Annotated in this window: 21 protein-coding genes; 12 read left to right on the top strand and 9 right to left on the bottom strand. The window is 64.1% G+C overall.

Annotation, left to right across the window (positions count from 1 at the left end):
• Positions 1–122: 122 nt before the first annotated feature.
• Both lipA and OEZ49_RS07110 read left to right on the top strand, forming a co-directional pair.
• Positions 123–1,073, top strand: coding sequence for a lipoyl synthase (gene lipA, locus OEZ49_RS07115; protein WP_234136888.1), 951 nt, complete (start codon positions 123–125; stop codon positions 1,071–1,073).
• Positions 1,070–2,242 carry an amidohydrolase gene (locus OEZ49_RS07110; protein ID WP_263387654.1) on the top strand — a complete coding sequence of 391 codons (1,173 nt, stop codon included), beginning with the start codon at positions 1,070–1,072 and terminating at the stop codon, positions 2,240–2,242. Before lipA ends, OEZ49_RS07110 begins: the two co-directional genes overlap by 4 nt.
• On the opposite strand, the gene OEZ49_RS07105 is transcribed toward OEZ49_RS07110, so the two are convergent.
• The gene (locus OEZ49_RS07105; RefSeq protein ID WP_263387653.1) at positions 2,220–3,104 is read right to left on the bottom strand and encodes a c-type cytochrome; all 885 of its coding nucleotides are present in this window, start codon (positions 3,102–3,104) and stop codon (positions 2,220–2,222) included. The genes OEZ49_RS07110 and OEZ49_RS07105 overlap by 23 nt on opposite strands.
• Positions 3,105–3,160: 56 nt before the next feature.
• Positions 3,161–3,637 (bottom strand): c-type cytochrome, encoded by a 477-nt coding sequence (locus OEZ49_RS07100; RefSeq protein WP_263387652.1) that lies wholly within the window; start codon positions 3,635–3,637, stop codon positions 3,161–3,163.
• A 101-nt stretch (positions 3,638–3,738) separates the two neighbouring features.
• Here OEZ49_RS07100 and OEZ49_RS07095 point away from each other — a divergent pair, with 101 nt between their 5' ends.
• On the top strand, positions 3,739–4,599 hold the full coding sequence (locus OEZ49_RS07095) for a LysR family transcriptional regulator (RefSeq protein ID WP_263387651.1): 861 nt from the start codon (positions 3,739–3,741) through the stop codon (positions 4,597–4,599).
• Between the two features lie 2 nt (positions 4,600–4,601).
• On the opposite strand, the gene OEZ49_RS07090 is transcribed toward OEZ49_RS07095, so the two are convergent.
• Entirely contained in the window at positions 4,602–4,958 is a 357-nt protein-coding gene (locus OEZ49_RS07090; RefSeq protein WP_263387650.1) for a hypothetical protein, read from the bottom strand.
• A gap of 100 nt (positions 4,959–5,058) precedes the next feature.
• Positions 5,059–5,601: a hypoxanthine phosphoribosyltransferase gene (gene hpt / locus OEZ49_RS07085; protein ID WP_164126732.1), complete on the bottom strand. Its 543-nt coding sequence runs from the start codon at positions 5,599–5,601 to the stop codon at positions 5,059–5,061.
• A 74-nt stretch (positions 5,602–5,675) separates the two neighbouring features.
• Here hpt and OEZ49_RS07080 point away from each other — a divergent pair, with 74 nt between their 5' ends.
• Together OEZ49_RS07080 and OEZ49_RS07075 are read left to right on the top strand one after the other, a co-directional pair.
• Positions 5,676–6,122: a type II toxin-antitoxin system RatA family toxin gene (locus OEZ49_RS07080; RefSeq protein ID WP_263387649.1), complete on the top strand. Its 447-nt coding sequence runs from the start codon at positions 5,676–5,678 to the stop codon at positions 6,120–6,122.
• 46 nt (positions 6,123–6,168) lie between these two features.
• On the top strand, positions 6,169–7,464 hold the full coding sequence (locus OEZ49_RS07075) for an MmgE/PrpD family protein (RefSeq protein WP_263387648.1): 1,296 nt from the start codon (positions 6,169–6,171) through the stop codon (positions 7,462–7,464).
• Positions 7,465–7,629: 165 nt separating this feature from the next.
• Here the strand turns inward: OEZ49_RS07075 and OEZ49_RS07070 are convergent, their stop codons facing one another.
• The 4 genes from OEZ49_RS07070 to OEZ49_RS07055 form a co-directional block, all read right to left on the bottom strand.
• On the bottom strand, positions 7,630–8,811 hold the full coding sequence (locus OEZ49_RS07070) for an ammonium transporter (protein ID WP_263387647.1): 1,182 nt from the start codon (positions 8,809–8,811) through the stop codon (positions 7,630–7,632).
• Between the two features lie 142 nt (positions 8,812–8,953).
• Complete coding sequence (locus tag OEZ49_RS07065; RefSeq protein ID WP_263387646.1) at positions 8,954–9,445, bottom strand: CinA family protein; 492 nt, start codon at positions 9,443–9,445, stop codon at positions 8,954–8,956.
• On the bottom strand, positions 9,442–9,939 hold the full coding sequence (locus OEZ49_RS07060) for a phosphatidylglycerophosphatase A family protein (protein WP_263387645.1): 498 nt from the start codon (positions 9,937–9,939) through the stop codon (positions 9,442–9,444). Before OEZ49_RS07060 ends, OEZ49_RS07065 begins: the two co-directional genes overlap by 4 nt.
• Positions 9,936–11,069, bottom strand: a complete 1,134-nt coding sequence (locus tag OEZ49_RS07055) for a bifunctional 2-C-methyl-D-erythritol 4-phosphate cytidylyltransferase/2-C-methyl-D-erythritol 2,4-cyclodiphosphate synthase (RefSeq protein ID WP_263387644.1) — start codon at positions 11,067–11,069, stop codon at positions 9,936–9,938. Before OEZ49_RS07055 ends, OEZ49_RS07060 begins: the two co-directional genes overlap by 4 nt.
• Positions 11,070–11,252: 183 nt before the next feature.
• Between OEZ49_RS07055 and dusB the strand changes: the two genes are divergently transcribed.
• The 5 genes from dusB to ntrX all read left to right on the top strand — a co-directional run bounded on the left by dusB (position 11,253) and on the right by ntrX (position 18,476).
• Positions 11,253–12,236: a tRNA dihydrouridine synthase DusB gene (dusB, locus tag OEZ49_RS07050; RefSeq protein WP_263387643.1), complete on the top strand. Its 984-nt coding sequence runs from the start codon at positions 11,253–11,255 to the stop codon at positions 12,234–12,236.
• The gene (locus OEZ49_RS07045; protein WP_263387642.1) at positions 12,233–13,312 is read left to right on the top strand and encodes a two-component system sensor histidine kinase NtrB; all 1,080 of its coding nucleotides are present in this window, start codon (positions 12,233–12,235) and stop codon (positions 13,310–13,312) included. The genes dusB and OEZ49_RS07045 overlap by 4 nt, the downstream gene beginning before the upstream one ends.
• Positions 13,312–14,685: a response regulator gene (locus OEZ49_RS07040; RefSeq protein ID WP_263387641.1), complete on the top strand. Its 1,374-nt coding sequence runs from the start codon at positions 13,312–13,314 to the stop codon at positions 14,683–14,685. The genes OEZ49_RS07045 and OEZ49_RS07040 overlap by 1 nt, the downstream gene beginning before the upstream one ends.
• Positions 14,686–14,784: 99 nt before the next feature.
• Positions 14,785–17,070, top strand: coding sequence for a sensor histidine kinase NtrY-like (locus OEZ49_RS07035; protein ID WP_263387640.1), 2,286 nt, complete (start codon positions 14,785–14,787; stop codon positions 17,068–17,070).
• Positions 17,067–18,476: a nitrogen assimilation response regulator NtrX gene (gene ntrX, locus OEZ49_RS07030; RefSeq protein ID WP_164126714.1), complete on the top strand. Its 1,410-nt coding sequence runs from the start codon at positions 17,067–17,069 to the stop codon at positions 18,474–18,476. The genes OEZ49_RS07035 and ntrX overlap by 4 nt, the downstream gene beginning before the upstream one ends.
• A gap of 8 nt (positions 18,477–18,484) precedes the next feature.
• Here ntrX and OEZ49_RS07025 read toward each other — a convergent pair whose 3' ends face one another.
• On the bottom strand, positions 18,485–18,961 hold the full coding sequence (locus OEZ49_RS07025; RefSeq protein WP_263387639.1) for a hypothetical protein: 477 nt from the start codon (positions 18,959–18,961) through the stop codon (positions 18,485–18,487).
• 98 nt (positions 18,962–19,059) lie between these two features.
• Here OEZ49_RS07025 and trkA point away from each other — a divergent pair, with 98 nt between their 5' ends.
• Positions 19,060–20,436, top strand: coding sequence for a Trk system potassium transporter TrkA (gene trkA / locus OEZ49_RS07020; protein WP_164126710.1), 1,377 nt, complete (start codon positions 19,060–19,062; stop codon positions 20,434–20,436).
• A complete protein-coding gene (locus OEZ49_RS07015) occupies positions 20,436–21,977 on the top strand; it encodes a TrkH family potassium uptake protein (RefSeq protein WP_263387638.1) in 1,542 nt (513 codons plus the stop codon). The genes trkA and OEZ49_RS07015 overlap by 1 nt, the downstream gene beginning before the upstream one ends.
• The last annotated feature ends 15 nt before the right edge of the window (positions 21,978–21,992 follow it).

Here is a 21,992-nt window from a genome sequence, read left to right as displayed (position 1 = left end):
GCTGCATGTGCAGCATCGTGCCGCATGGCAAATGCATGGCGGCCATGCAGCAGTGGCCTTACCTGTGACGCCGCGTTATGTTAGAGGGTGCCGCAACCGTTTCAGCCAAGGGAAACCCGCCCGTGCGTGACCTGAAGATCCCCGAGCAGCGCCACCCCGAAAAGGCGCATCGCCCCGATCAGTCGCAACCCAAGAAACCGGACTGGATCCGGGTCAAGGCGCCGGGGGGCAAGGGCTATGCCGATACCCGCCGGATCATGCGCGACAACAATCTGGTCACCGTGTGTGAAGAGGCCGGATGCCCGAACGTCGGCGAATGCTGGAGCCAGGGCCACGCCACCATGATGATCATGGGCGAGATTTGTACCCGCGGCTGCACCTTCTGCAACATTGCCACCGGACGGCCCGACGCGCTGGATGCCTTCGAGCCGGGCCGGGTGGCCCATGCGGTCGAGAAACTGGGGCTGAACCATGTGGTGATCACCAGCGTCGACCGCGATGATCTGGACGATGGCGGGGCCGAGCACTTTGCCCAGACCATCCGCGCCATCCGGCATCGCAGCCCCTCGACCACGATCGAGATCCTGACGCCCGATTTCCTGAAATGCGCGCCCGAGGTGCTGGAGGTTGTGGTTGCGGCGAAACCGGATGTGTTCAACCACAACCTGGAAACCGTGCCGGGTCTCTACCCCGAGGTGCGCCCCGGCGCACGCTATTTCCATTCGCTGCGCCTGCTTCAACGGGTCAAGGAACTGGATCCGTCGATCTTTACCAAATCCGGTATCATGGTCGGCCTCGGCGAGACCGAACAGCAGGTGCGCCAGGTGATGGACGACATGCGCGCTGCCGATATCGATTTCCTGACCATCGGCCAGTATCTGCAACCGACGCCAAAACACCACCGGGTTGACCGTTTTGTGACGCCCGAGGAGTTCGCGTCTTATGAGAAAGCCGCCTATGGCAAGGGCTTCCTGATGGTCTCGGCAACGCCGCTGACGCGGTCGTCCTACCACGCGGGCGACGATTTTGCGCGGTTGCGGGACGCAAGGCAGAAGAAGCTTGGCCTGGCATGACGCCCGACGATCTGGCGCGGCTGACGGCGCTGCGCCATACGCTGCACCGCGTGCCCGAGATTTCGGGCGCTGAGGCGCGCACTGCCGCGACGGTGGCAGATCTGTTGTGCGAGATGGGCGCCGACCGGGTGCTGACCGGCCTGGGCGGGCACGGGGTGGTTGCGGTCTTTGACAGCGGCGTCGCGGGGCCCAGTGTTGGTATCCGTTGCGAGCTGGACGCGCTGCCCATTCCCGAAGAGACCGGTTTGCCTCATGCCAGCGAAACGCATGGTTTCGGGCATCTTTGCGGGCATGACGGCCATATGGTCATCGTGCTGGCATTGGCCGAGGCACTGGCGGCGCGGCGCCCGGCACGGGGCCGGGCGATCCTGATCTTTCAACCGGCGGAAGAGACCGGCAAGGGCGCCATGGCGCTGCGGGCCGATCCGCGCTTTGCCGAGGTGGCGCCCGACACGGTGCTGTCGCTGCACAACCTGCCGGGATTACCGCTGGGCACGGTCGAGCTTTGCGTGCGCGCGGCGAACTGCGCCTCGCGCGGGATGGCGATCCGGCTTTTGGGCAAAACCTCGCATGCCGCGGCGCCGCAGGATGGGCTGTCGCCCGCTGCGGTGATGGCCGCGTTGATGCCACGGCTGGCGGCGCTGGGTTCGGGTGGCGCGCTGGACGATGGCTTTGCCTTGACCACGCTGACCCATGCCCGGCTGGGCGAGCCGACATTCGGCGTGGCACCGGGCGAGGGCGTGCTCTGGGTCACGCTGCGCACCGTCACCGATGCCCGCATGGCGGCGCTGGTGGGTGAGGCCGAGGCGCTGGTGCGTGCCCATGCGGAACCGGCCGGGCTACGGGTCGAGATCGCCTATGACGATGTGTTCGAGGCCTGCACCAACCATCCCGCCGCTGTCGATCTGCTGGCCGAGGCCTGCCGTGCGGGGAATGTGCCGTTGCATTTGACGGAGCAGCCGCAGAAATTCTCGGAGGATTTCGGGCAGTTCGGCAAGGGGGCCGAGGCCGCGATGCTGTGGCTGGGGGCGGGGAGCAACCATCCGCAATTGCACAACCCCGATTACGACTTTCCCGATGCGCTGATCCCGGTGGGCGCCGGTATCTTTGAACGCGCGCTGCGTGCGGTGCTGGGGACCGGCCCGGTCAATTCACAGGCAGCGCCTTGAGATAGGCGGCAATGGCCGCGCGATCTTCGGGCGGCAATTGCGCGGTGTTCTGGATCACCTCGGCCATGGCGCCGCCCGCGCTGTCGAAATCGGGGGTGAACCCGGTTTCCAGGTAATAGGCGATATCGTCGGCGCTCCACGTCAGGGCCTTGGGCGTCAGGTCGGGAAAGCGGCCCTTGCTGCCAGGGATCGGTCCGCCGGTCAGCCACTTGTCACGCTGCAACCCGCCCAACGCGTCACGCGGGGTGTGACACTCGCCGCAATGGCCCAGTGCCTCGACCAGGTAACGCCCGCGTGCGATCTGATCATCGGCGGGGTCGGTCATCACCCAGCCCTTGCCGGTGTTGAGCTGTTTCCACATCCCCAGGCCCCGCCGGATGTTGAAGGGGAAGCCCACGTCATGCGCGCGGCTGGGCGTGTCCGAGACGGGCAGGGTGATCAGGTAGGCGTGCAGATCGGCGATATCGCCCAATTCCGCATTGGCATAAGAAACATAGGGAAAGGCGGGGTAATAGTGCTGCCCCTCGGGCGAGGTGCCGTGTTGCATCGCGTTGGCCAGATCCAGAGCGCTCCAGCCGCCGATCCCGTGTTCAGGAGAAGGAGAGATATTGGGCGCGTAGAAGGTGCCGAAGGGGCTGGCAAAGCCCTCGCCCCCGGCCAGGACCAGCCGCGCTTCGCCCTCGGCCCCCGGCGCGGCGTGGCACGAGGCGCAACCGGCGGCGGCAAAGACCAGCGCGCCGCGCGTGGCATCGCCTGTGGTGCCGTTCAGGGCGTCCTGGGCAAGCCGTTCGGGCCGGGTGAGCAGCCAGAAAACCGCCAGTCCGGCGAGCGCCAGAATGGCGCCTATCCGCAGAAGCCGCATCCGCCCCTCCGTTTAGAAAAATACCGATCCCAGTCTAGCCGGGACCGGAGTGCGCGTCATTCTGCGGCGCGATAGGATTTGTGGCAAGCAGTGCATGCAGCACCGACCTTCCCGAGGGCGTCCCGTATTGCGTCGATATCCGTGCCAGCAGCAGTCTGCATCTCCGCTAGCGCCTGTTTGACGCCCTGGGCCTTTGCACCAACGTCTGGAAAGTTGTCCCAAATCGCAGGCAGGGCACGCGTGCCGTCAGCCGATGCGTTGTCGGAACCTTTTGGCCATGCACTTGGCATCCAGATCGAATTTGCCGCCACAAGGTTGTTGGCCGCAAGTGTCGCTGCTTCAACGTCGTAAGGGGCATCGCCCTTAGCCATGGCGCCCAGAACGAGCAAGTTGAACTCGTAAATTTTCATCTGAGATTGCCTAGCCGCGATCTCGCGGGCGAATTCGCTCTGCGCGTGGCTTGCTGCAAAACCGACGCCGGTCATGGCGACCAGCGCGGCGGCTGCAACGGAAATTCTGGCTTTCGAAAACATGTACCGTCTCCACTGTTGGATTGAAAATTGACGACAGGGATTAGTTTATCTGTGATGGTAACTCGGAGTAGTCAGAGTTTTTGTCTAAAGGGTGCGTATTCTTGCACAGATTGAACTGGGATGATCTTCAATATGTTCTGGCCGTTGCCGATGCCCAAAGCGTGGCCGGGGCCGCGCGTGAGCTGGGGGTGAACCACGCCACGGTTCTGAGGCGAATCGCGGCGTTTGAGGAAAGCGTCGGAACGGTGGTGTTCGACCGGACGCCGCGCGGATATGCGTTGCGTCCTGATCGGCTCCGGCTGATCGCGGCGGCGCGGGAGGTTGGGCAGGCGGTCACCTCGGTCTGTAATCTTGCCGATGGGCTCGATGCGCCGCTGGGCGGGCATGCGCGGGTGACGTCCACCGACACGCTGTGCCAGACGGTGTTGCCCGAGATTCTGGCGGAGCTGTGCGGCAAGACGGCCGAGTTGCAATTGTCGCTGATTTCCACGAACAGTCACCTGAACCTGTCCCGGCTCGAAGCTGAGCTGACGGTGCGGCCTGCCAAGGCCTTGCCCGAGGGGCTGGTCGGAGAGTCGCCGGTTTCCATGCAATTCGCGGCCTATGCCTTGCCCGGTTGCGCCGATCTGGGCTGGCTCGGGTTCGATGGGCCGATGCGGCGATCCACCGCCTGGGCCTGGCTGGAGCCGCAGCTGGACAAGGGCAAGATCGTCGCGTCGGGGGACAGTTTCCTGGTGCTGCGGGAACTGGTCGCCCGGGGGTTGGGCAAGGCGCTGCTGCCGGTCTTCGTGGGGCGCAGGGATCCGAGGCTGGAACAGATCGACATCGACCTGCCGGGCAACCTGGCCACGCCGATCTGGGTCGCGTGTCACGAGGATCTGGCCGATGTTCCGCGCCTGATGCGGATTCGCAGACTGTTGAGCGAGGCGCTTGAGGCGCGGGCGTATTGTTTCGTGGCCTGAGTCTACTTCAAAAGATCGGAGACGATGCCGACGGCGTCGATCACGGTGCGGGAATCTTCGTAGATCGACACGATATCGTCATCAATCCGGATGTAGCGCTGACCGGGCGGCAGCGGCTTGAGCTTCCATTTGCTCAGATCGTCGATGTAATCAAACTTGAGATCGCCGGGGAGTTTTGCACCTCGTGTGTAGCGCTTGATCTGGCCGGGTGGGATCACCTTTGGGCCGTTCGACTTGTCAATCTTGACCTTGTCGGCCCCCTTGGCCTTGCCTTTGCCCTTGTCATCCTTGGCCTCGGCAAGACCTGCCGAAAATGCCAGAGACAGCATGCATAGAAATGCGGTCATACCTTTTGCCATGGCCAGAGCCTCCTTCTGTCGGGAAGCCAAGCCTAGCCCCGACCGCGTTTGAATCAAGGGTTTTCATGGCGGGCGGGCCGCAGTCCGTGACTGCGGCTCCTTACCCCTCGACGAAGCGGACCTTGCCGATGAAGGGCAGGTTGCGGTTGCGTTGGGCAAAGTCGATGCCATAGCCCACGACGAATTCATCAGGGATCTCGAAGCCGATCCAGTCGGAGCGGAAATCGACCTCGCGCCGGCTGGGCTTGTCCAGCAGCGCGATGGATTTCAGCCGCTTGGGCATCCGGCTGAGCAACAGATGGGTGACATGGTTCAGCGTGTGGCCGGTATCGACGATATCCTCGACCACCAGCACGTCGCGCCCCTCGATCGGGCTGCGCAGGTCCTTGAGGATGCGCACCTCGCGGCTGGATTCCATCGCGTCGCCATAAGAGGAGGCTTCGAGGAAATCGACCTCGATCGGCAGATCGAGCTCGCGCACCAGATCGGCGATGAACACGAAGCTGCCGCGAAGGAGGCCCACAACGACCAGCTTGTCGGTATCGGCGAACTCGGTCTGGATCTCGCGGCACAGCGCCTCGATCCGGGCCGCGATGGCCTTGGCCGAGATCATCTCGTCAATCACATAAGCGCGGTCCGTCATCGCAGCCCCCTTGATCTTTGGCGCGCAACATACGACATGACGCGCCATTGTCATCAACAAATGCCCAAGGATCGATGCCCACACATTCGGAAACCCGACACCTGCCGTATAGTGCCCAGCAGATGTATGACCTGGTTGCCGATGTGGCCAAGTACCCCGAGTTCCTGCCCTGGTGCGCGGCGGCCCGCATCCGCCGGACCACGCCAGCGGGCGAGGCGGTGGTGATGGAGGCGGATCTGGTGATCTCGTTCAAGGTGTTCCGCGAGCGGTTCGGCAGCCGGGTGACCCTGTTTCCCGCGCAGATGCGGATCGACACCGAGTATCTGGACGGGCCGTTCAAGTACATGAAATCGGACTGGGCCTTTGCGGATGCGCCCGGGGGCGGCTGCGAAGTGTCGTTTCATGTGGATTTCGAATTCAAGAACGCCCTGCTGCAAGGGGTGATCGGAATCGTGTTCAACGAGGCGATGCACCGGATCGTGCGCGCGTTCGAGGAACGGGCACGGGCGCTTTACGCCTGAGCGATGACCTCTTTACGCGGGTCCGTCCGACGCTAGACTGCGCGTCATGCCAGAGTTGACACGCACCCTTTCCGAATTCGCCACCGGTTCCATTACCACGACACCTGCCGCCCGGCTGGTCACGTCATTGTCCGCCCTTGACTGGGTCGCGGTCGGCCGCGCTGGCGCCGACGAGCCGGTCTCGCGGATTGTGCGCGACATGGTGCTGGAAGAGAGTGGCGCGGGCCAGGCGCGGCTGTTTGGGAAGGGCGCGGCGCCGCTGCGCTGCGCGGCGCTGGTCAATGGCACGGTGTCGCATGCGCTCGACTATGACGACACGCATTTCGCGCATATCGGCCACCCTTCGGTGGCGGTGTTTCCGGCCGCGCTGGCCATGGCCGAGGCACGCGACGCGGCACTGGTCGAGCTGCTGGAGGCCGCGCTGGTGGGCATGGAGCTGTCGGTGCGCGTGGGGCTGTGGCTGGGGCGCGGGCATTACCAGGCTGGGTTTCACCAGACTGCCACGGCGGGCGCCTTTGGTGCGGCGGCGGCGGCGGGGCGTTTGGCCGGGTTCACCGCCGCACAGATGGCACAGGCGCTGGGACTGACGGCGACCCGGGCCGCGGGGCTGAAAGCGCAGTTCGGCACCATGGGCAAGCCCTATAACGCGGGGATCGCGGCGGCGGCCGGGATCGAGTCGGTGCAACTGGTGCGGCGCGGATTTGTCGCCAATCCCGACGCAATGGAGGGTGCTTTCGGGTTTGGGGCGACCCATCACGGGGCCGGGGACCTATCGGCGCTGGAGGGGCTGGGCGAGACTTGGCTGTTTGAACAGGTCAGCCACAAGTTCCATGCCTGCTGCCACGGATTGCATGCGGTGCTGGAGGCGGCGCGTAGATTGGATGTCGCGGAACCCGAGGTGGCGGCGCTGACAGTGCGCACCCATCCGCGCTGGATGAGCGTGTGCAACCAGCCAGCGCCCACCACCGGGCTGGGGGCCAAGTTCTCTTACACCACGGTGCTGGCGATGCGGGCGCTTGGGCACGATACGGCGCGGCTGGACAGTTATTCGGACGCGGTCTGTGCCGATCCGCGGCTGGTCGCATTGCGCGAGAAGATCGAGGTGCGGGCCGATGACTGCCTGAGCGAGACCCAGGCGCATCTGGAGCTGCTCCGGCGCGATGGGGTGCGGCAGGAGGCGGAGCACGATCTTATGGCACCGATGACCCTGTCCGCGCGCGAGGAGCGGGTGCGGGTCAAGGCCGTCAAGCTGATCGGCGGGCGGGTGGCCGACGAGATCTGGGCCATGCTGCGCACCGGCGGGCGGGCCGCTGACTTGGCAGCGCGCCTGGCGGTGGGGTGACGCGGGTATCGCGCGGGACGCGCGATGCCTCCGGCGGGGATTTTTATCGGCAAGAGGAAGGAGGGCCTGCGCGACCGGTTTGAATGGTCGCGGCCCATGAAAAAAGCGGACCCGGGAAGGGTCCGCTTCTTGCCCGTTCGGGCGAGCGAGCGCGCCGAGGTGGGCTCAGCTGCTCATGTCATAGGCCCGCTCGCCATGGACGGAGAGGTCGAGCCCGTTTGTTTCAGTCTCGGCATCTACGCGAAGCGGGGTGATGAGCGCAACCACCTTGATCAACACGATGGTGACAACGGCCGTGAAGACACCCACGATTACCAGTCCGCCTAGCTGCGCGGCCCAGCTGCCGGCACCGAGCACGGCGATCATGAGCGTGCCAAAGATACCGCCGACCCCGTGCACGGCAAAGACGTCGAGTGTGTCGTCGATCTTGAGCCAGTTGCGCACCAGGTTCACCGCCTCCTGACACAGGATCCCGGCGACAGCGCCAATGAGCAGCGCGGCGGTGGGGCCGACGAAGCCGCTGGCAGGTGTGATCGAGGCGAGACCTGCGATGGTGCCGGTGACCAGACCCACAAGCGAGGCCTTGCCGTATTTGATCCGTTCCCACAGCGCCCAGCTGAGTGAGGCGGTGGCGGCGGAGATATGGGTGACGGTCAGCGCCATGGCGGCGCCACCATCGGCGGCCAGTTGCGAACCGCCGTTGAAGCCGAACCAGCCCACCCACAGCATCGCCGCGCCGATCATCACGAAACCGGGATTGTGCGGCGGGGTGGTGCGGTTGCGGCGCGGCCCAAGGAAGACGGCGATGATAAGGGCCGCCAGACCGGCGGTTTCATGCACGACGATGCCGCCGGCGAAATCCTTGACACCCGTCTCGCCAAAGATGCCGCCATCGGCCAGCATGCCGCCGCCCCAGATCCAATGCACCACCGGCGCATAGCAGAGCAGCATCCAGAGGCCCGAGAAGGTGAGGACAAAGCCGAAACCCACCCGCTCGACATAAGCGCCGACGATCAGGGCGGGGGTGATGATGGCGAAAGTCATCTGGAAGGCAAAGAAGAGGATCTCGGGCAAGGTGCCGCTGAGGCTGTCGGCGGTCACGCCCGCCAGCATCACCTTGTCCAATCCGCCCCAGAGACCTGATGTGCCGCCGCCAAAGGCGATCGAGTAACCCGCCACCAGCCACAGAATGCTCATCAGGCAGGCGATGGCGAAACAGTGCATGAACACGCTGAGCACGTTGCGGGCACGCACGAGGCCGCCGTAGAACAGGGCAAGGCCGGGCAGGGTCATGAAGAGGACCAGGGCCGTGGCCACGATGATCCAGGCGGTATCGGCTCCGTTCATGGGCCGCTCTCCTTTGCTGCGAAAACGAGTGGTGAGAGCGGTTGAGCGGAAATCAGGCGCGGGAAAAAGAGGCAGGCGGGTGCCGGGGCGCCCAAAAATGACGCTTTTGTCAAAGTGATTAATTTTTGCGCGGCTGTTCCGGCTATTTGCCTGTTTTGGGGTCGATCAGGGAAAGTCCCCGGTCCAGCAGGGCCAGTGCATGGTCGCGGGCGGCTCGGCGCACCGCGTCGCGGCCCAGGGCGCCGAACTCGACGGTTTCGGTTTCGGTGGCGAAGCCTTCGCCCGACAGTCCGAAACAGACCCGGCCTTCGGGTTTGAACTCGGACCCGCCGGGCCCGGCGATGCCGGTTATTGCGACAGCCAGGGTGGCGCGCGAGAAATCGAGCGCACCTTCGGCCATTTCGCGGGCCACTTCCTCGGACACGGCGCCATGGGCGTCGAGCGTCGTCTGGCGCACGCCCAGCATGTCGCGTTTGGCGGCATTGGTATAGGTGACAAAGCCGCGATCGACCACGGCGGAACTGCCGGGAATGTCGGTGAGCGCCGCCATGACCATGCCGCCCGTGCAGCTTTCCGCTGTTGCGATGGTGACGTTTTGCGCCTTGGCGCGGTCCAGAAGAGCGGCAACGGTCACAGGCCCAGCACTCCGTGAGAGAGCCCTGCGAGCAGGGCGGTGCCGAGGGCGGCAAAAGCCCCGGCGATGATATCGTCGAGCATCACGCCCATAGGATCGCCGCGCCGGTCGGCGCGGCCCACCCAGCCCGGCTTGTTGATGTCGAAGAGGCGAAAGAGGACAAAGGCCGAGACCCAGCCGGGCCAGAGCACCGAGATGTCGAGCCCATGCAGCCAGGCGGGCAGCGAGATAGCCCAGAGCGCCAGGAACTGACCGGCGACCTCGTCGATCACGATCTCGGAGGGGTCATGGTCGTCCCGTCCGGCGGTCATCACGCCGGTGGCCCAAAGGCCGCCGAGAAACGCGGCGAGTGTCGCCAGGGCCAGGGCGGGGAAGCCGCCCGCCTGATGGATGAGCCAGGCCAGCGGCAGCGCCGCCAGCGAACCCCAGGTGCCGGGTGCGGGGCGCAGGTAGCCGACGCCGCCGACGGTGGCGATCAGTTGGGCCGCGTTCATGTGCGCACCAGACAGGCGGTGGCCAGCGCCGCGATGCCTTCGCCGCGACCTGTGAAGCCCAGCCGCTCGGACGTGGTGGCCTTGACCGATATCCGGGTCGGATCCAGCCCCATGATGCGGGCCATTTCTGCTTGCATTGCAAGGGCATGCGGGTCGATCTTTGGGTATTCGCAGACCAGCGTGCAGTCGATGTTGGACACAGTAAAACCACGCGCACGCACCAGATCGACGGCGTGACGCAGAAAGATCTCGCTGGCCGCGCCTTTCCATTGCGGGTCCGACGGCGGGAAGTGGCGGCCGATGTCGCCCTCGGCCAGCGCGCCATAAAGCGCGTCGGTCACGGCATGCAGTCCGACATCGGCATCGGAATGCCCTTGCAGGCCGCGCTCGTGCGGTACCCGCACCCCGCAGAGCATCACGTGATCGCCGGGGCCGAACCGGTGCACGTCATATCCATTGCCCAGTCTTACATCCATGTCCTGCCTCAATATCCTTTCGGCGCGGGCGAAATCCTCGGGCCGGGTTATTTTCAGATTATCCGGTTCGCCCGGCACGATGGCAATGTCCAGCCCGGCGGCGCGGGCGACCTCGACATCGTCGGCGGCACCGCCCGGATGGGCGGCATGAGCGGTACGGATCGCGTCATATCGAAACCCCTGTGGCGTCTGCGCGGCATAGAGGCCGTCGCGGCTGCGGGTGCCGGTGACCAGGTTGTTTGCGCCGGTCCAGAGCGCATCGGTCACCGCGAGGCCTGGGGCCGCCGCAGGATGGGTGTCGAGCGCATTCAGAACGGCGCGGATCAGGTCGGGCGAGACACAGGGGCGGGCGACATCATGGATCAGCACCTTGGTAATGCCCAGGCCGTCCAGCGCCGCCAGCCCGTTGCGCACCGATCTCGCGCGGTCGGCGCCACCTTGGGCGAGCATCAGCGGGCGTTGCGAAAACTCGGCCCAGCCGTCGTGATCCTCGGGGTTCAGGACCAGTACGATATGGCCGATCTGGGGGATTGCGAAACGGTCGAGTGTCCAGTCGACCACTCGGCGGCCCGCCAGCATACGCCACTGTTTCGGCAGGTCGCCCCCGGCGCGGGTTCCGCGCCCGGCGGCGACGATGATGGCGGCAGTCGTCATGGAAATCCTCGGGGTTATTCCGGCCGATGTTTATGAGGTGACGTGTTCGGTGGCAATCATCTGATCTTGAGTGATTAAAAATTGTGCATTTGCGTATTTCTTCCGCCTTGAGCCCGGCGGTTTCATTGTGCAAAGGGCGTGACCTCATTACCTCTGGTTCAACTGCGCAAGGATTAGGCAGACGTGACCCTGCATCTTGGAGAGAAAACACTGACCCCGCCGGTCCTGCTGGCGCCGATGGCCGGAATCACCGACCGGCCGTTTCGCGACCTGGTCATGGAGTTCGGGGCCGGGCTGGTTGTCAGCGAAATGGTGGCAAGCCAGGAGATGGTTCAGGCCAAACCGGGTGTGCGAGAGCGTGCGGAACTGTCGGCGGACGTGGAGAACACCGCCGTGCAACTGGCCGGGCGCGAGGTGAACTGGATCGCCGAGGCCGCGCGCCAGGTGGCCGACCGGGGTGCCCGGATCATCGACATCAACATGGGGTGCCCGGCCAAGAAGGTGACGAACGGCTATTCCGGTTCGGCCCTGCTGAAGACGCCCGACCATGCGCTGCGTCTGATCGAAGCGGTGGTCGAGGCGGTTTCTGTGCCGGTGACGCTAAAGACCCGCCTGGGGTGGGACGAGCACCTGATGAATGCCGCCGACGTGGCGCGCCGGGCGCAAGAGGCCGGGGTGCAAATGGTAACAATCCACGGGCGCACCCGCTGCCAGTTCTATAAAGGCCAGGCGGATTGGGCGGCGATCCGCCCCGTGCGCGAGGCCGTGAGCGTGCCGCTGATCGCCAATGGTGACATAGTCGATGCCGCTACCGCTCGGGACGCCTTGGCGCAGTCGGGCGCGGATGGGGTGATGGTGGGGCGGGGTGCCCAGGGCAGGCCTTGGGCGCTGGCCGAGATATCGCATGCGCTTTATGGCACACCGGCGCCCGAGATCCCGCGTGGCCTGGCGCTGGTCGACATGGTGATCCGGCATTACGAGGCAATGCTGTCCTTCTACGGAACGGACCTGGGGTTGCGCGTCGCGCGCAAGCACCTGGGTTGGTACATGGATGAGGCGGGCACGCCCGGTACCCTGCGCAAGGCGGTTCTGACCAGCCGCGATCCGGCCACGGTGATCCGCCTGTTGGCGGATGCGCTGATGCCGGGAGCGGAGGCTGCGGCATGATCCAGGACAGCGCTATCTGGACCTCGCTGCCGGTTCCGGCCTTTCTGATCGACGAGAATGACCGGATCGCCGATGTGAACTCGGCAGCCGAAGGGTTTCTGAACGCCTCGCGCAAATCGGTGCTGGGCTACCCGATCTGGGACCAGCTGGCCATCGACGCGCCGATCGAGCAGGCGTTCGAGCGCGCGCGCAAGCAGGGCACGCCTCTATTCGTCAATGACATCGACGTGGGGTCGGGCAGCCGCGCGCCGCTGCAATGCGGGTTGCAGATCGCGCCTGTCGTGGGCCGCCCCGGCACCATGCTGATGCTGGTCAGCCCGCGCGAGCTGGCCGGTCGCATGACCCAGAGCCATTCGGTGAAATCGGCGGCGCAATCGGCCATCGGCATGGCCGAGATGCTGGCGCATGAGATCAAGAACCCGCTGGCGGGGATCACCGGGGCAGCGCAGCTTCTCAGCATGAACCTGGCGGCCGAGGATCTGGAGCTGACCGATCTGATCGTCGAGGAAAGCCGCCGGATCGTGAAGCTCCTGGAGCAGGTAGAGCAGTTCGGCAACCTGAGTACGCCCGATTTCAAGCCGGTGAACATACATGACGTGCTGGACCGGGCGCGGCGGTCGGCGCTCTTGGGGTTCGGGGCGCATATGACCATCGTGGAGGACTACGATCCCTCGCTGCCGCTGGCCTACGGCGACCCCGATCAGTTGTTGCAGGTGATCCTGAACTTGCTCAAGAATGCGTCCGAGGCGGCGCCGAGTGGCGGCACTATCCGCTTGCGGACCTATTTCGAGCATTCGTTCCGCCTGCGCCGCAGTGACGGATCCGGCCATTCGCTGCCGCTTCAAATCGAGGTGGCCGATGACGGGCCGGGTCTGCCGGACGACATTCGCGCCGATATCTTCGACCCGTTCGTGTCCGGGCGCGAGAATGGCACCGGGCTGGGCCTGGCGCTGGTGAGCAAGATCATTTCCGACCACGACGGCTGGATTTCCGTCGACTCGGTGCCGGGCCGCACGGTGTTCCGGCTGTCGTTGCAGCGCGTTCCGAAAGGGCGCCAGGAAAAGGAGAACAACTGATGGATGGTACGGTTCTTGTTGCCGATGACGACAGGACGATCCGGACGGTTCTGACTCAGGCGCTGACGCGCGCCGGGTGCAAGGTGCATGCGACCTCCAGCCTGACCACGCTGATGCGGTGGGTTGCCGAGGGCAAAGGCGATGTCGTGATTTCGGACGTGATCATGCCGGATGGCAACGGGCTGGAGATGCTGCCGAAGATCTCTCAGGACCGGCCCGGGTTGCCGGTGATCGTGATCTCGGCGCAAAACACGATCATGACCGCCATTCAGGCGACCGAGGCCGAGGCCTATGACTATCTGCCGAAACCCTTCGATCTGCCGGACCTGATGAAGCGGACGGCGCGGGCGCTGGAGCACAAGAGGCGCGCTTCGCCCGGGCGGCAGGTCGAAGAGGTCAGCGAAAGACCCGATGAGCTGCCGCTGGTTGGGCGGACCCCGATGATGCAGGCGCTGTATCGACTGGTGGCCAAGGTGATGAACACCGATCTGCCGGTGATGATCTCGGGAGAGAGCGGTACCGGAAAGTCGCTGATCGCACGCACTATCCACGATTTCTCCGACCGCAGAACCTTACCCTTTGTCACCGTGACGGCCTCGGACCTACAGGAGTTGGAGGGGCCGGTCCGGGTTCTGGCGAGGGTCAAGGGCGGGACGCTGCTGTTCGACGAGATTGCCGACATCGGTGAGGAGATTCAGGCGCGGATCGTCCGGATGATGGATGCGCCCGGCGACTATGTGCCGCGTTTCATGGCGACCAGCCAGACGGACATGGCCGCGGCGATGGAGCAGGGTAAGGTCCGGCAGGACCTCTATTATCGGTTGTGCGGGGCGCCGATCCACGTGCCCTCGCTGCGGGAACGTGTCGACGACATTCCGCTGTTGACCGATTATTTCCTGGCCAAGGCTGAACGCGAAGGTGGGCCGAAACGCTGGTTCAGCAAGGACGCGGCCGAATTTTTCCGTGTCTATTCCTGGCCGGGCAACGTCCGGCAGTTGGAAAATGCGGTGCGGCGCCTGTCTCTGATAAGCCGGGCCGAGGAAATCACCCGGGCCGAGGCGCAGCAGGTTTTAGGCAATCAGCCGGATCTTGAACCGGCCCTCGGCGGGCGGGGTGATTCCGAGAAACTCTCGGCCTCGGTGGCGCGTCACGTGCAGCGTTATTTCGACCTGCATGGCAATATGCTGCCTCCGCCGGGCCTGTATCAACGTATTTTACGCGAAGTCGAAGGCCCATTGATAGAGATTGCGTTGGAGGCTTCGGGCGGAAATCAGGCGAAATGCGCAGATCTGCTGGGTATCAATCGCAATACGCTGCGTAAGAAGATCACCGATCTCGATATACAGGTGACACGCCGTCGCAAACTGATGTAATATCGCCACACAAAGCGTGGCATCCGGGTCGCATCCCGGCAAGGACCACGAAATATGGCGGTTCGTCGCGTAAGCGACACATCAGGATGAGGGCAGCAGGTGGCATCCCGGTCACAGAGCGGATCGATTTTGTCGCTCACCGAATGGCGAAAGACCCGAAAAGCCCGCAATATCGGGGCCTTGGGGCTGGTCGTTCTTGGGCCGGCGCTGACGCTTGCGACCTATCTGGTGACGGGGCCGTTTGACCTGGGCGCCAGTTCGACGACCTTGCGCCTGATCCTGCTGGCGGACCTTGTGTACATCCTGGCGCTCGCGGCGCTGGTGATCTCGCAAGTGGGGCGGCTGGTGGCCGCGCGGCGCGAGAAATCGGCGGGATCCCGCCTGCACCTCAGGCTGATCGGGGTGTTCACGCTGCTGGCGCTGATTCCAACGATCACGGTGGCGGTCTTTGCCGGTCTGACGCTGAACATCGGGCTCGAGGGTTGGTTCTCGGACCGGGTCCGAAATGTGGTGGGGGCGTCGCTGTCGGCGGCTGAGGCTTATGAGCAGGAGCACCGGGAAGGGTTGGAACAGGACGCCCGGGCGCTTGGCCGCTATCTGGATCAGGCCCGTTCGCTGAATTTCTTTGTCACCGACGCCGAGTTGCGTGGCGTTCTGGCCCAGGGGCAGGCGCAGATTCAGCGGGGCCTGCGCGAGGCCTATGTCATCGACGGAACCGGGCAGATCAAGGCGCGGGGCGACCGGTCTTATCAGTTCGATTTCGAAGCGCCCAAGGCCGAGGATTTCGAGACAGCGCAGGCCAACGGCATGGCCGTCATTCAGGATTGGGACAATAACGAGTTTCGTGCGCTGGTCCCCCTACAGGCCTATCTCGATCGGTATCTTTACGTCAGCCGGGTGGTAGACGGCAGCATTCTGAACCTGCTCGACGACACCAAAGAGACGGTGCATCTGTATCAGCAGCTGGAAAACGAACGCGGACGGGTGCTGTTCGAGTTTGGTCTGCTCTACCTTGGGTTCGCGGTTATCCTGATTCTGGCGGCGGTCTGGCTGGGGCTGTGGTTTGCCGAACGCCTGTCGCGTCCGGTGGGCCAGTTGACCACCGCCGCGCAGCGCGTCGGGGGCGGCGATCTGGGCGTGCAGGTGCCCGAGGACAATGGCGATGACGAGATCGCCATGCTGGGCCGATATTTCAACCAGATGACGCGCCAGTTGAAGGCGCAGCGCGACGCGCTGCTGGAGAATACCCATCAGATCGAGCGCCGCAGGCGGCTGTTCGATTCGGTGCTCAGTTCTGTTACCTCGGGCGTTGTCGGACTTGACGCACAGGGCTGCGTGGCCTTTGTGAACCGTTCGGCCGCGCGGCTCTTGGATTGGTCGGGGGACGAGCAAAGCCTGGCGATCGGGATCGCGGTTCCCGAGTTTCTGCCGCTGTTCGAAGGGCTGGTGGGAAGCGCGCAGGAAACGGTTCAGGCCGAGATCAAGGTCACCCGCAAGGGCCAGTTGGAGAACCTGCTGGTGCGCATGTCGACACGGCGGGGCGAGGACGATGCGCTCGAAGGTTACGTGATTGCCTTTGACGATGTCACCGATCTGGTCAGCGCCCAGCGGATGGCGGCCTGGGGCGATGTGGCGCGGCGCATCGCGCATGAGATCAAGAACCCGCTGACACCAATCCAACTGAGCGCCGAGCGCATCAAGCGCAAGTTTTCCCGCAAGTTGGACGAAGAGGATTGCGACAGTCTTGTCTCGATGACCGACGTGATTGTTCGCCAAACCAATGACTTGCGCCGGATCGTTGATGAGTTTTCGAAGTTCGCCCGGATGCCCGAGCCTGACCGGCACGAAGAGGATCTGACCAAACTGGTGCGCGAGGCCACGCTGTTGCAACAGTCTGGCCAGCCGAACGTGCATTTTGTGGTCGATATTCCGGACGAGCCGGTGATGGGCAATGTCGATGCGACCATGCTGGGCCAGGCCCTGACGAACCTGATCAAGAATGCAGGGGAGGCCATTGAAACACTTCAGAAAAAAGGCGCACCCGATAACTTGAAACCGGAAATCCGGGTGCGACTTGACGGGGATGGCCCGGGTATCCTGGTGACCATCGCGGACAATGGGATCGGGCTGCCCGAGGACCGGGCGCGGCTGTTCGAGCCTTATGTAACGACACGCGACGAGGGCACCGGTCTTGGCCTGCCCATCGTCAAGAAGATTATCGAGGAACATGGCGGGACGCTTCAACTCGAAGACGCGCCCGTGTTTGAAGGGCAGGATCATTTTGGCGCGATGGCCGTGATCCGGCTGCCGGCCTATGAGCCGGCGCAAAAGTCCGCGACCCTAAGACAGGCGGCCAGGAGCAAAATGAAAGCAGGGACGATATGAGCGATATCCTGATTGTTGACGACGAGCGCGACATTCGTGAACTGGTGTCGGACATCCTTGAGGACGAAGGGTATGCGACCAGGCTGGCGGGTAACTCCGAAGAGTGTATGGCCGCCATCAACGCGGAACCACCGGGGCTCTTGATCCTGGATATCTGGCTCAAGGACAGCCGGATGGACGGGATCGACATCCTCAAGGCCGTGAAGCGGGACAACCCGGATGTGCCGGTGGTGATCATCTCGGGCCATGGCAATATCGAGATCGCCGTGGCGGCGATCAAGCAGGGCGCCTATGACTTCATCGAAAAGCCGTTTAACATCGACCAGCTCATGGTGGTGATCCGGCGGGCAATGGAGACCTCGCGCCTGCGCCGGGAGAATGCGCAGTTGAAGCGGCGCGAAGTCTCGACCGCCGAGATGATCGGCCAATCCGCCGCGTTCAGGGCGATGGTCAACCAGCTCGACAAGGTGACCAAGTCGAACGGCCGTGTCATGCTGCGCGGGCCAGCGGGGTCCGGCAAGGAGATCGCCGCGCGCTATATCCACGCCCATTCCAACCGGGCCAATGCGCCATTTGTGACGGTGAACTGCGCCGGTGTCGAACCCGAGCGGATGGAAGAGGTCCTGTTCGGCCGCGAGACGCCGGAGCGTGGCGTCGAACCGGGCCTGTTGGAACAGGCGCATGGCGGGGTAATTTTCTTCGACGAAGTGGCGGACATGCCGCTGGGCACCCAGTCAAAGATCCTGCGGGTTCTGGTCGATCAGCAGTTCCAGCGCGTCGGTGGTGCCGACAAGGTCCGGGTGGACCTGCGGGTGATCTCATCGACCAACCGGGATCTGGAAGCCGAGATCCAGGCGGAACGGTTCCGCCAGGAATTGTATCACCGCCTGAACGTGGTGCCGATCGCGGTCCCCTCGCTGGAGGATCGCCGCGAGGATATTCCGGTTCTGGCCGCGCATTTCATCGAAGCCTGTCACCAGAGCCAGGGCCTGCCGTTGCGGGAAATCAGCGAGGAGGCGATTGCCCTGATGCAGACAATGCCCTGGCCGGGCAATGTGCGCCAGTTGAAGAACCTGATCGAACGGGTTCTGATCTTGGGCGAAGGCACGGACCCGATCGAGGCCAAGGAATTGCCGAGCAACGAAGAAAAGGCCGAGGAAGGGCGGGTCGTTCTGTCCGGCGCGCTGGCCACGCTGCCGCTGCGCGAGGCACGCGAGGCGTTTGAGCGGGAATACCTGCTGACCCAGATCAACCGGTTCGGCGGCAATATCAGCCGCACCGCCAGCTTTGTCGGTATGGAGCGCAGCGCGCTGCACCGCAAGCTGAAGTCGCTGGGCGTGGTGACCTCGGGCAAGTCGGGCGCGCGGCTGGCCTTTGCCGATGACGAGGTTGAGGCGGCTGAATAGCCGCCCAACTAGCCAGAGACGGGTGTAACCACCTGGATGGACCCGTCTTCGAACTTTACGACACAGGATTTCGGCCCAAGCGCAGGCAACTTGGCCGATTTGACCGGCTGAACCTGGGCCGCGACGTTCTGGCTGCATGTGGGCAGTTGCACCGGGGCATAGCCCTTGTCCGCCATGCATTGCTGTTCCACGCGCCCGCGCAGGCCGGCATTGGGATCGACGGTATAGACGTTGCCGGGCTCCCACCAGCCGGGCGTGGTATAGCATTGACCGGCGGAGTTGCAGACCGTGCGGCCAGGAAAATAGATTGGCGGGCTTTGCCGGACCTGCGTGGCCACCGGCGCGTCACGCAGTGCCTTGACCTGGCAATCCGTCGTTTCGGATTGCATGCGCGAGACGCTGACGCCTTCGCGATAGTAGATCGACAACGGGCCGCAGCCGGACAGAATCAACGCGATAAGAGAGAGAACATAACCGGGTTTCATAACCGCAAGATTGGCACCAACACGCGGCCAAGACAATTGAATTGACCCCATCGCGGCCTTCTGTCATTCAAAAAACCTCAGGCAAAAGGGGCCAGAGCATGAAGGTCATCATCTGTGGTGCGGGGCAGGTTGGCTGGCAGATCGCGCGCCATTTGTCGGGCGAATTGAACGACGTCACCGTGGTGGACAACAACCCCGATCTGGTGCGGCGCGCCACCGAAACGCTGGATGTACAGGGGATCGCCGGTTTTGCCTCGTACCCCGATGTTCTGGAACGGGCGGGCGCGCGGGACGCGGACATGATCATCGCGGCGACCTATTCGGACGAGGTGAATATGGTCACCTGCCAGGTGGCCCATTCGGTGTTCGGCATCCAGCGCAAGATCGCGCGGCTGCGGTCGAAATCCTACCTGAACGCGATCTATTCCGATCTCTACCGGCGCGAGCATCTGCCCATCGACGTGGTGATCAGCCCCGAGCGCGAAGTTGCGGCGGCGGCGATGCGCCGCCTGTCGGCGCCTGCGGCCTTTGACACCGAGGTGTTCATGGGCGGCATGGCGCAGCTGGTGGGCCTGTCGGTTGACGAGGAAAGCCCGATCATCAACACGCCCTTGCGGCAGTTGACCGATCTCTTCTCGACCTTGCGGGCTATCGTGGTCGGTATCCGGCGCGAGGGGACCTTGTTTGCCCCGGAACCGGGCGACCAGATCTTTGCCGGGGACGAATGTTATGTCTTCTGCCATGTCGATGACGTGAGCAGAACGATTGAGGTATTTGGCAAGACGCAGAAAAAACAAGATCGGGTTGTCATCGTCGGCGGCGGAAACGTGGGGCTGGAAGTTGCCCGCGCGCTGGAAGAGCACAAGGGCCGCATTCACGCCAAGGTGGTCGAGCGGGACCGCCGGAATGCGGAACGGGCCGCCGAAGCGCTGGAGCGTACCATCGTGCTGCATGGCGACGGTCTGGATGCGGCCCTGCTGTCCGAGGCGGGGATCGACCGGGCGGATGCGATGCTGGCCGTCACCGACGACGACCGCACCAATCTGTTGGCGGCTGTGCGGGCCAAGGCCGCCGGGTGCCGCCTGGCCATTGCCCTGATCAACGATCCGACACTGGTGGCGCTTATGGGGCCGCTGGGCATCGACGCCTATATCAACCCGCGCGCGACAACGGTCAGTTCGATTCTGCGACACATCCGGCACGGCCGGGTGCGTCAGGTCTATTCGATCGGAGACGCCGAGGCCGAGGTGATCGAGGCCGAAGTGCTGTCGACCTCGCCGATGGCGGGCCAGCGGCTGCGCGACATCGATTTTCCCGAAGGGGTTCTGGTCGGGGCGGTCTGCAAGGATGGCAAGGTAGTTCGGCCGACCGGAGAGCTGCGCATCGAAGAGGGGGATGCAATCGCGCTCTTCGCCATGGCCGACGATGTGCCCGAGGTCGAGCGGCTGATGCAGGTCTCGATCGATTTCTTCTGATGGTTCAACGCAAGCAACAGGAGGAGCAGGGATTGTTGCGGCGGTTGCCGCTCTTCCTGCTGGTCTGGGGCGCGTTTTCGATCAGCATGTGGGTCCCGTCGATCTATGCGCTGGTGCTGAATGACCACGAGACCTCGCGCTCGTTCTTGTACTCCGGCCTGCTTGGCGTGATCGTGGTGACCATGGTGGCGCTGGCGCGGGCAGGGCGGCCATCGCGCCATGGGACGTTGGGGCAGTTGCTCGCGCTGTTGTCCACCTTTGCGGTCTTGCCGTTGTTTCTGTCCATCCCGTTTCACGATGCCCTCAAGACCACCAGTTTCCTGAACACCTACTTCGACATGGTCAGCGCGATCACCACCACCGGGGCCGAGATGTTTCCCGACCCCACCCGGCTGAGCCAACCGCTGCATCTGTGGCGGGCCCTGGTCGGCTGGTTGGGCGGGCTGGTGATGTGGATTGCCGCCTCGGCCATCCTGGCGCCACTGTCGCTGGGCGGGTTCGAGGTGACGGCTCAGGGCCAGCCGGGCCGAATTGTCGCCGGATCGGGGCAGGGCGGGAAGGTGGACAGCCGCGGCCGCCTGATCCGCATCGCCATTACGCTGGCGCCGGTCTATGCCGGGTTGACGGTGATCGTTGCCATCCTGTTGCTGGCGTCGGGAGAGGCGGAACTGACCGCTGTCTGCCATGCAATGTCGATCATGGCGACATCCGGGATATCGCCGGTCGGCGGCCTGTCGGGATCCACCGCCGGGTTGACGGGTGAGGCGATCCTGTTCCTGTTCATGTTCTTCTCGCTGTCGCGGCTGACGTTTTCGTCGGACACGGCGACACGCGGCTATACGCGGCTGGACCAGGATCCGGAGTTTCGCATCGGTGTGCTGATCGTGGTCAGCGTTCCCCTGCTGCTGTTCCTGCGGCACTGGTCCGGCGCGATCGAGATCAACTCGGCCGAAAACCTGGGGCTGGCGCTGCGGGCGTTGTGGGGCGGGGTCTTTACGGTCTTGTCGTTCCTGTCGACCACCGGGTTCGAATCCGCGGACTGGGAAGAGGCGCGGCAATGGTCCGGGCTTGGAACGCCGGGCATGATCCTGCTGGGCCTGTCCGTGATCGGCGGCGGTGTGGCCACGACCGCCGGAGGCGTCAAGCTGCTGCGGGTCTATGCGCTTTACCTTAACGGAACGCGCGAGTTGCAACGGTTGGTCTATCCCTCGTCGGTCAGTTCCGCCTCGGGCAAGAACCGCCGGATTCAGCGCGACGGGGCCTTTATCGCCTGGGTCTTCTTCATGCTGTTCGCGATTTCACTGGTTGCGGTCTGCGTCGCGCTGGCGGCGACCGGCTCAAGTTTTGAGCAGGCCATGGTGCTGAGCGTCGCCACGTTGAGCACTACCGGACCCCTGATCGAGATTGCATCGGAAGAGCCGATCCGCCTGATCGAGATGACGGTTGCGGCCAAGATGATCCTGAGCGCCGCGATGATAATTGGCCGACTGGAAACGCTGGCGATCATCGCGCTGATCACCCCGGCCTTGTGGCGGAATTGACCTATCCGAAGCACG

This window comes from Ruegeria marisflavi, from assembly GCF_025673445.1.
Lineage (GTDB): Bacteria > Pseudomonadota > Alphaproteobacteria > Rhodobacterales > Rhodobacteraceae > Ruegeria_B > Ruegeria_B marisflavi.
This window is presented reverse-complemented; position numbering and strand designations above follow the sequence as displayed.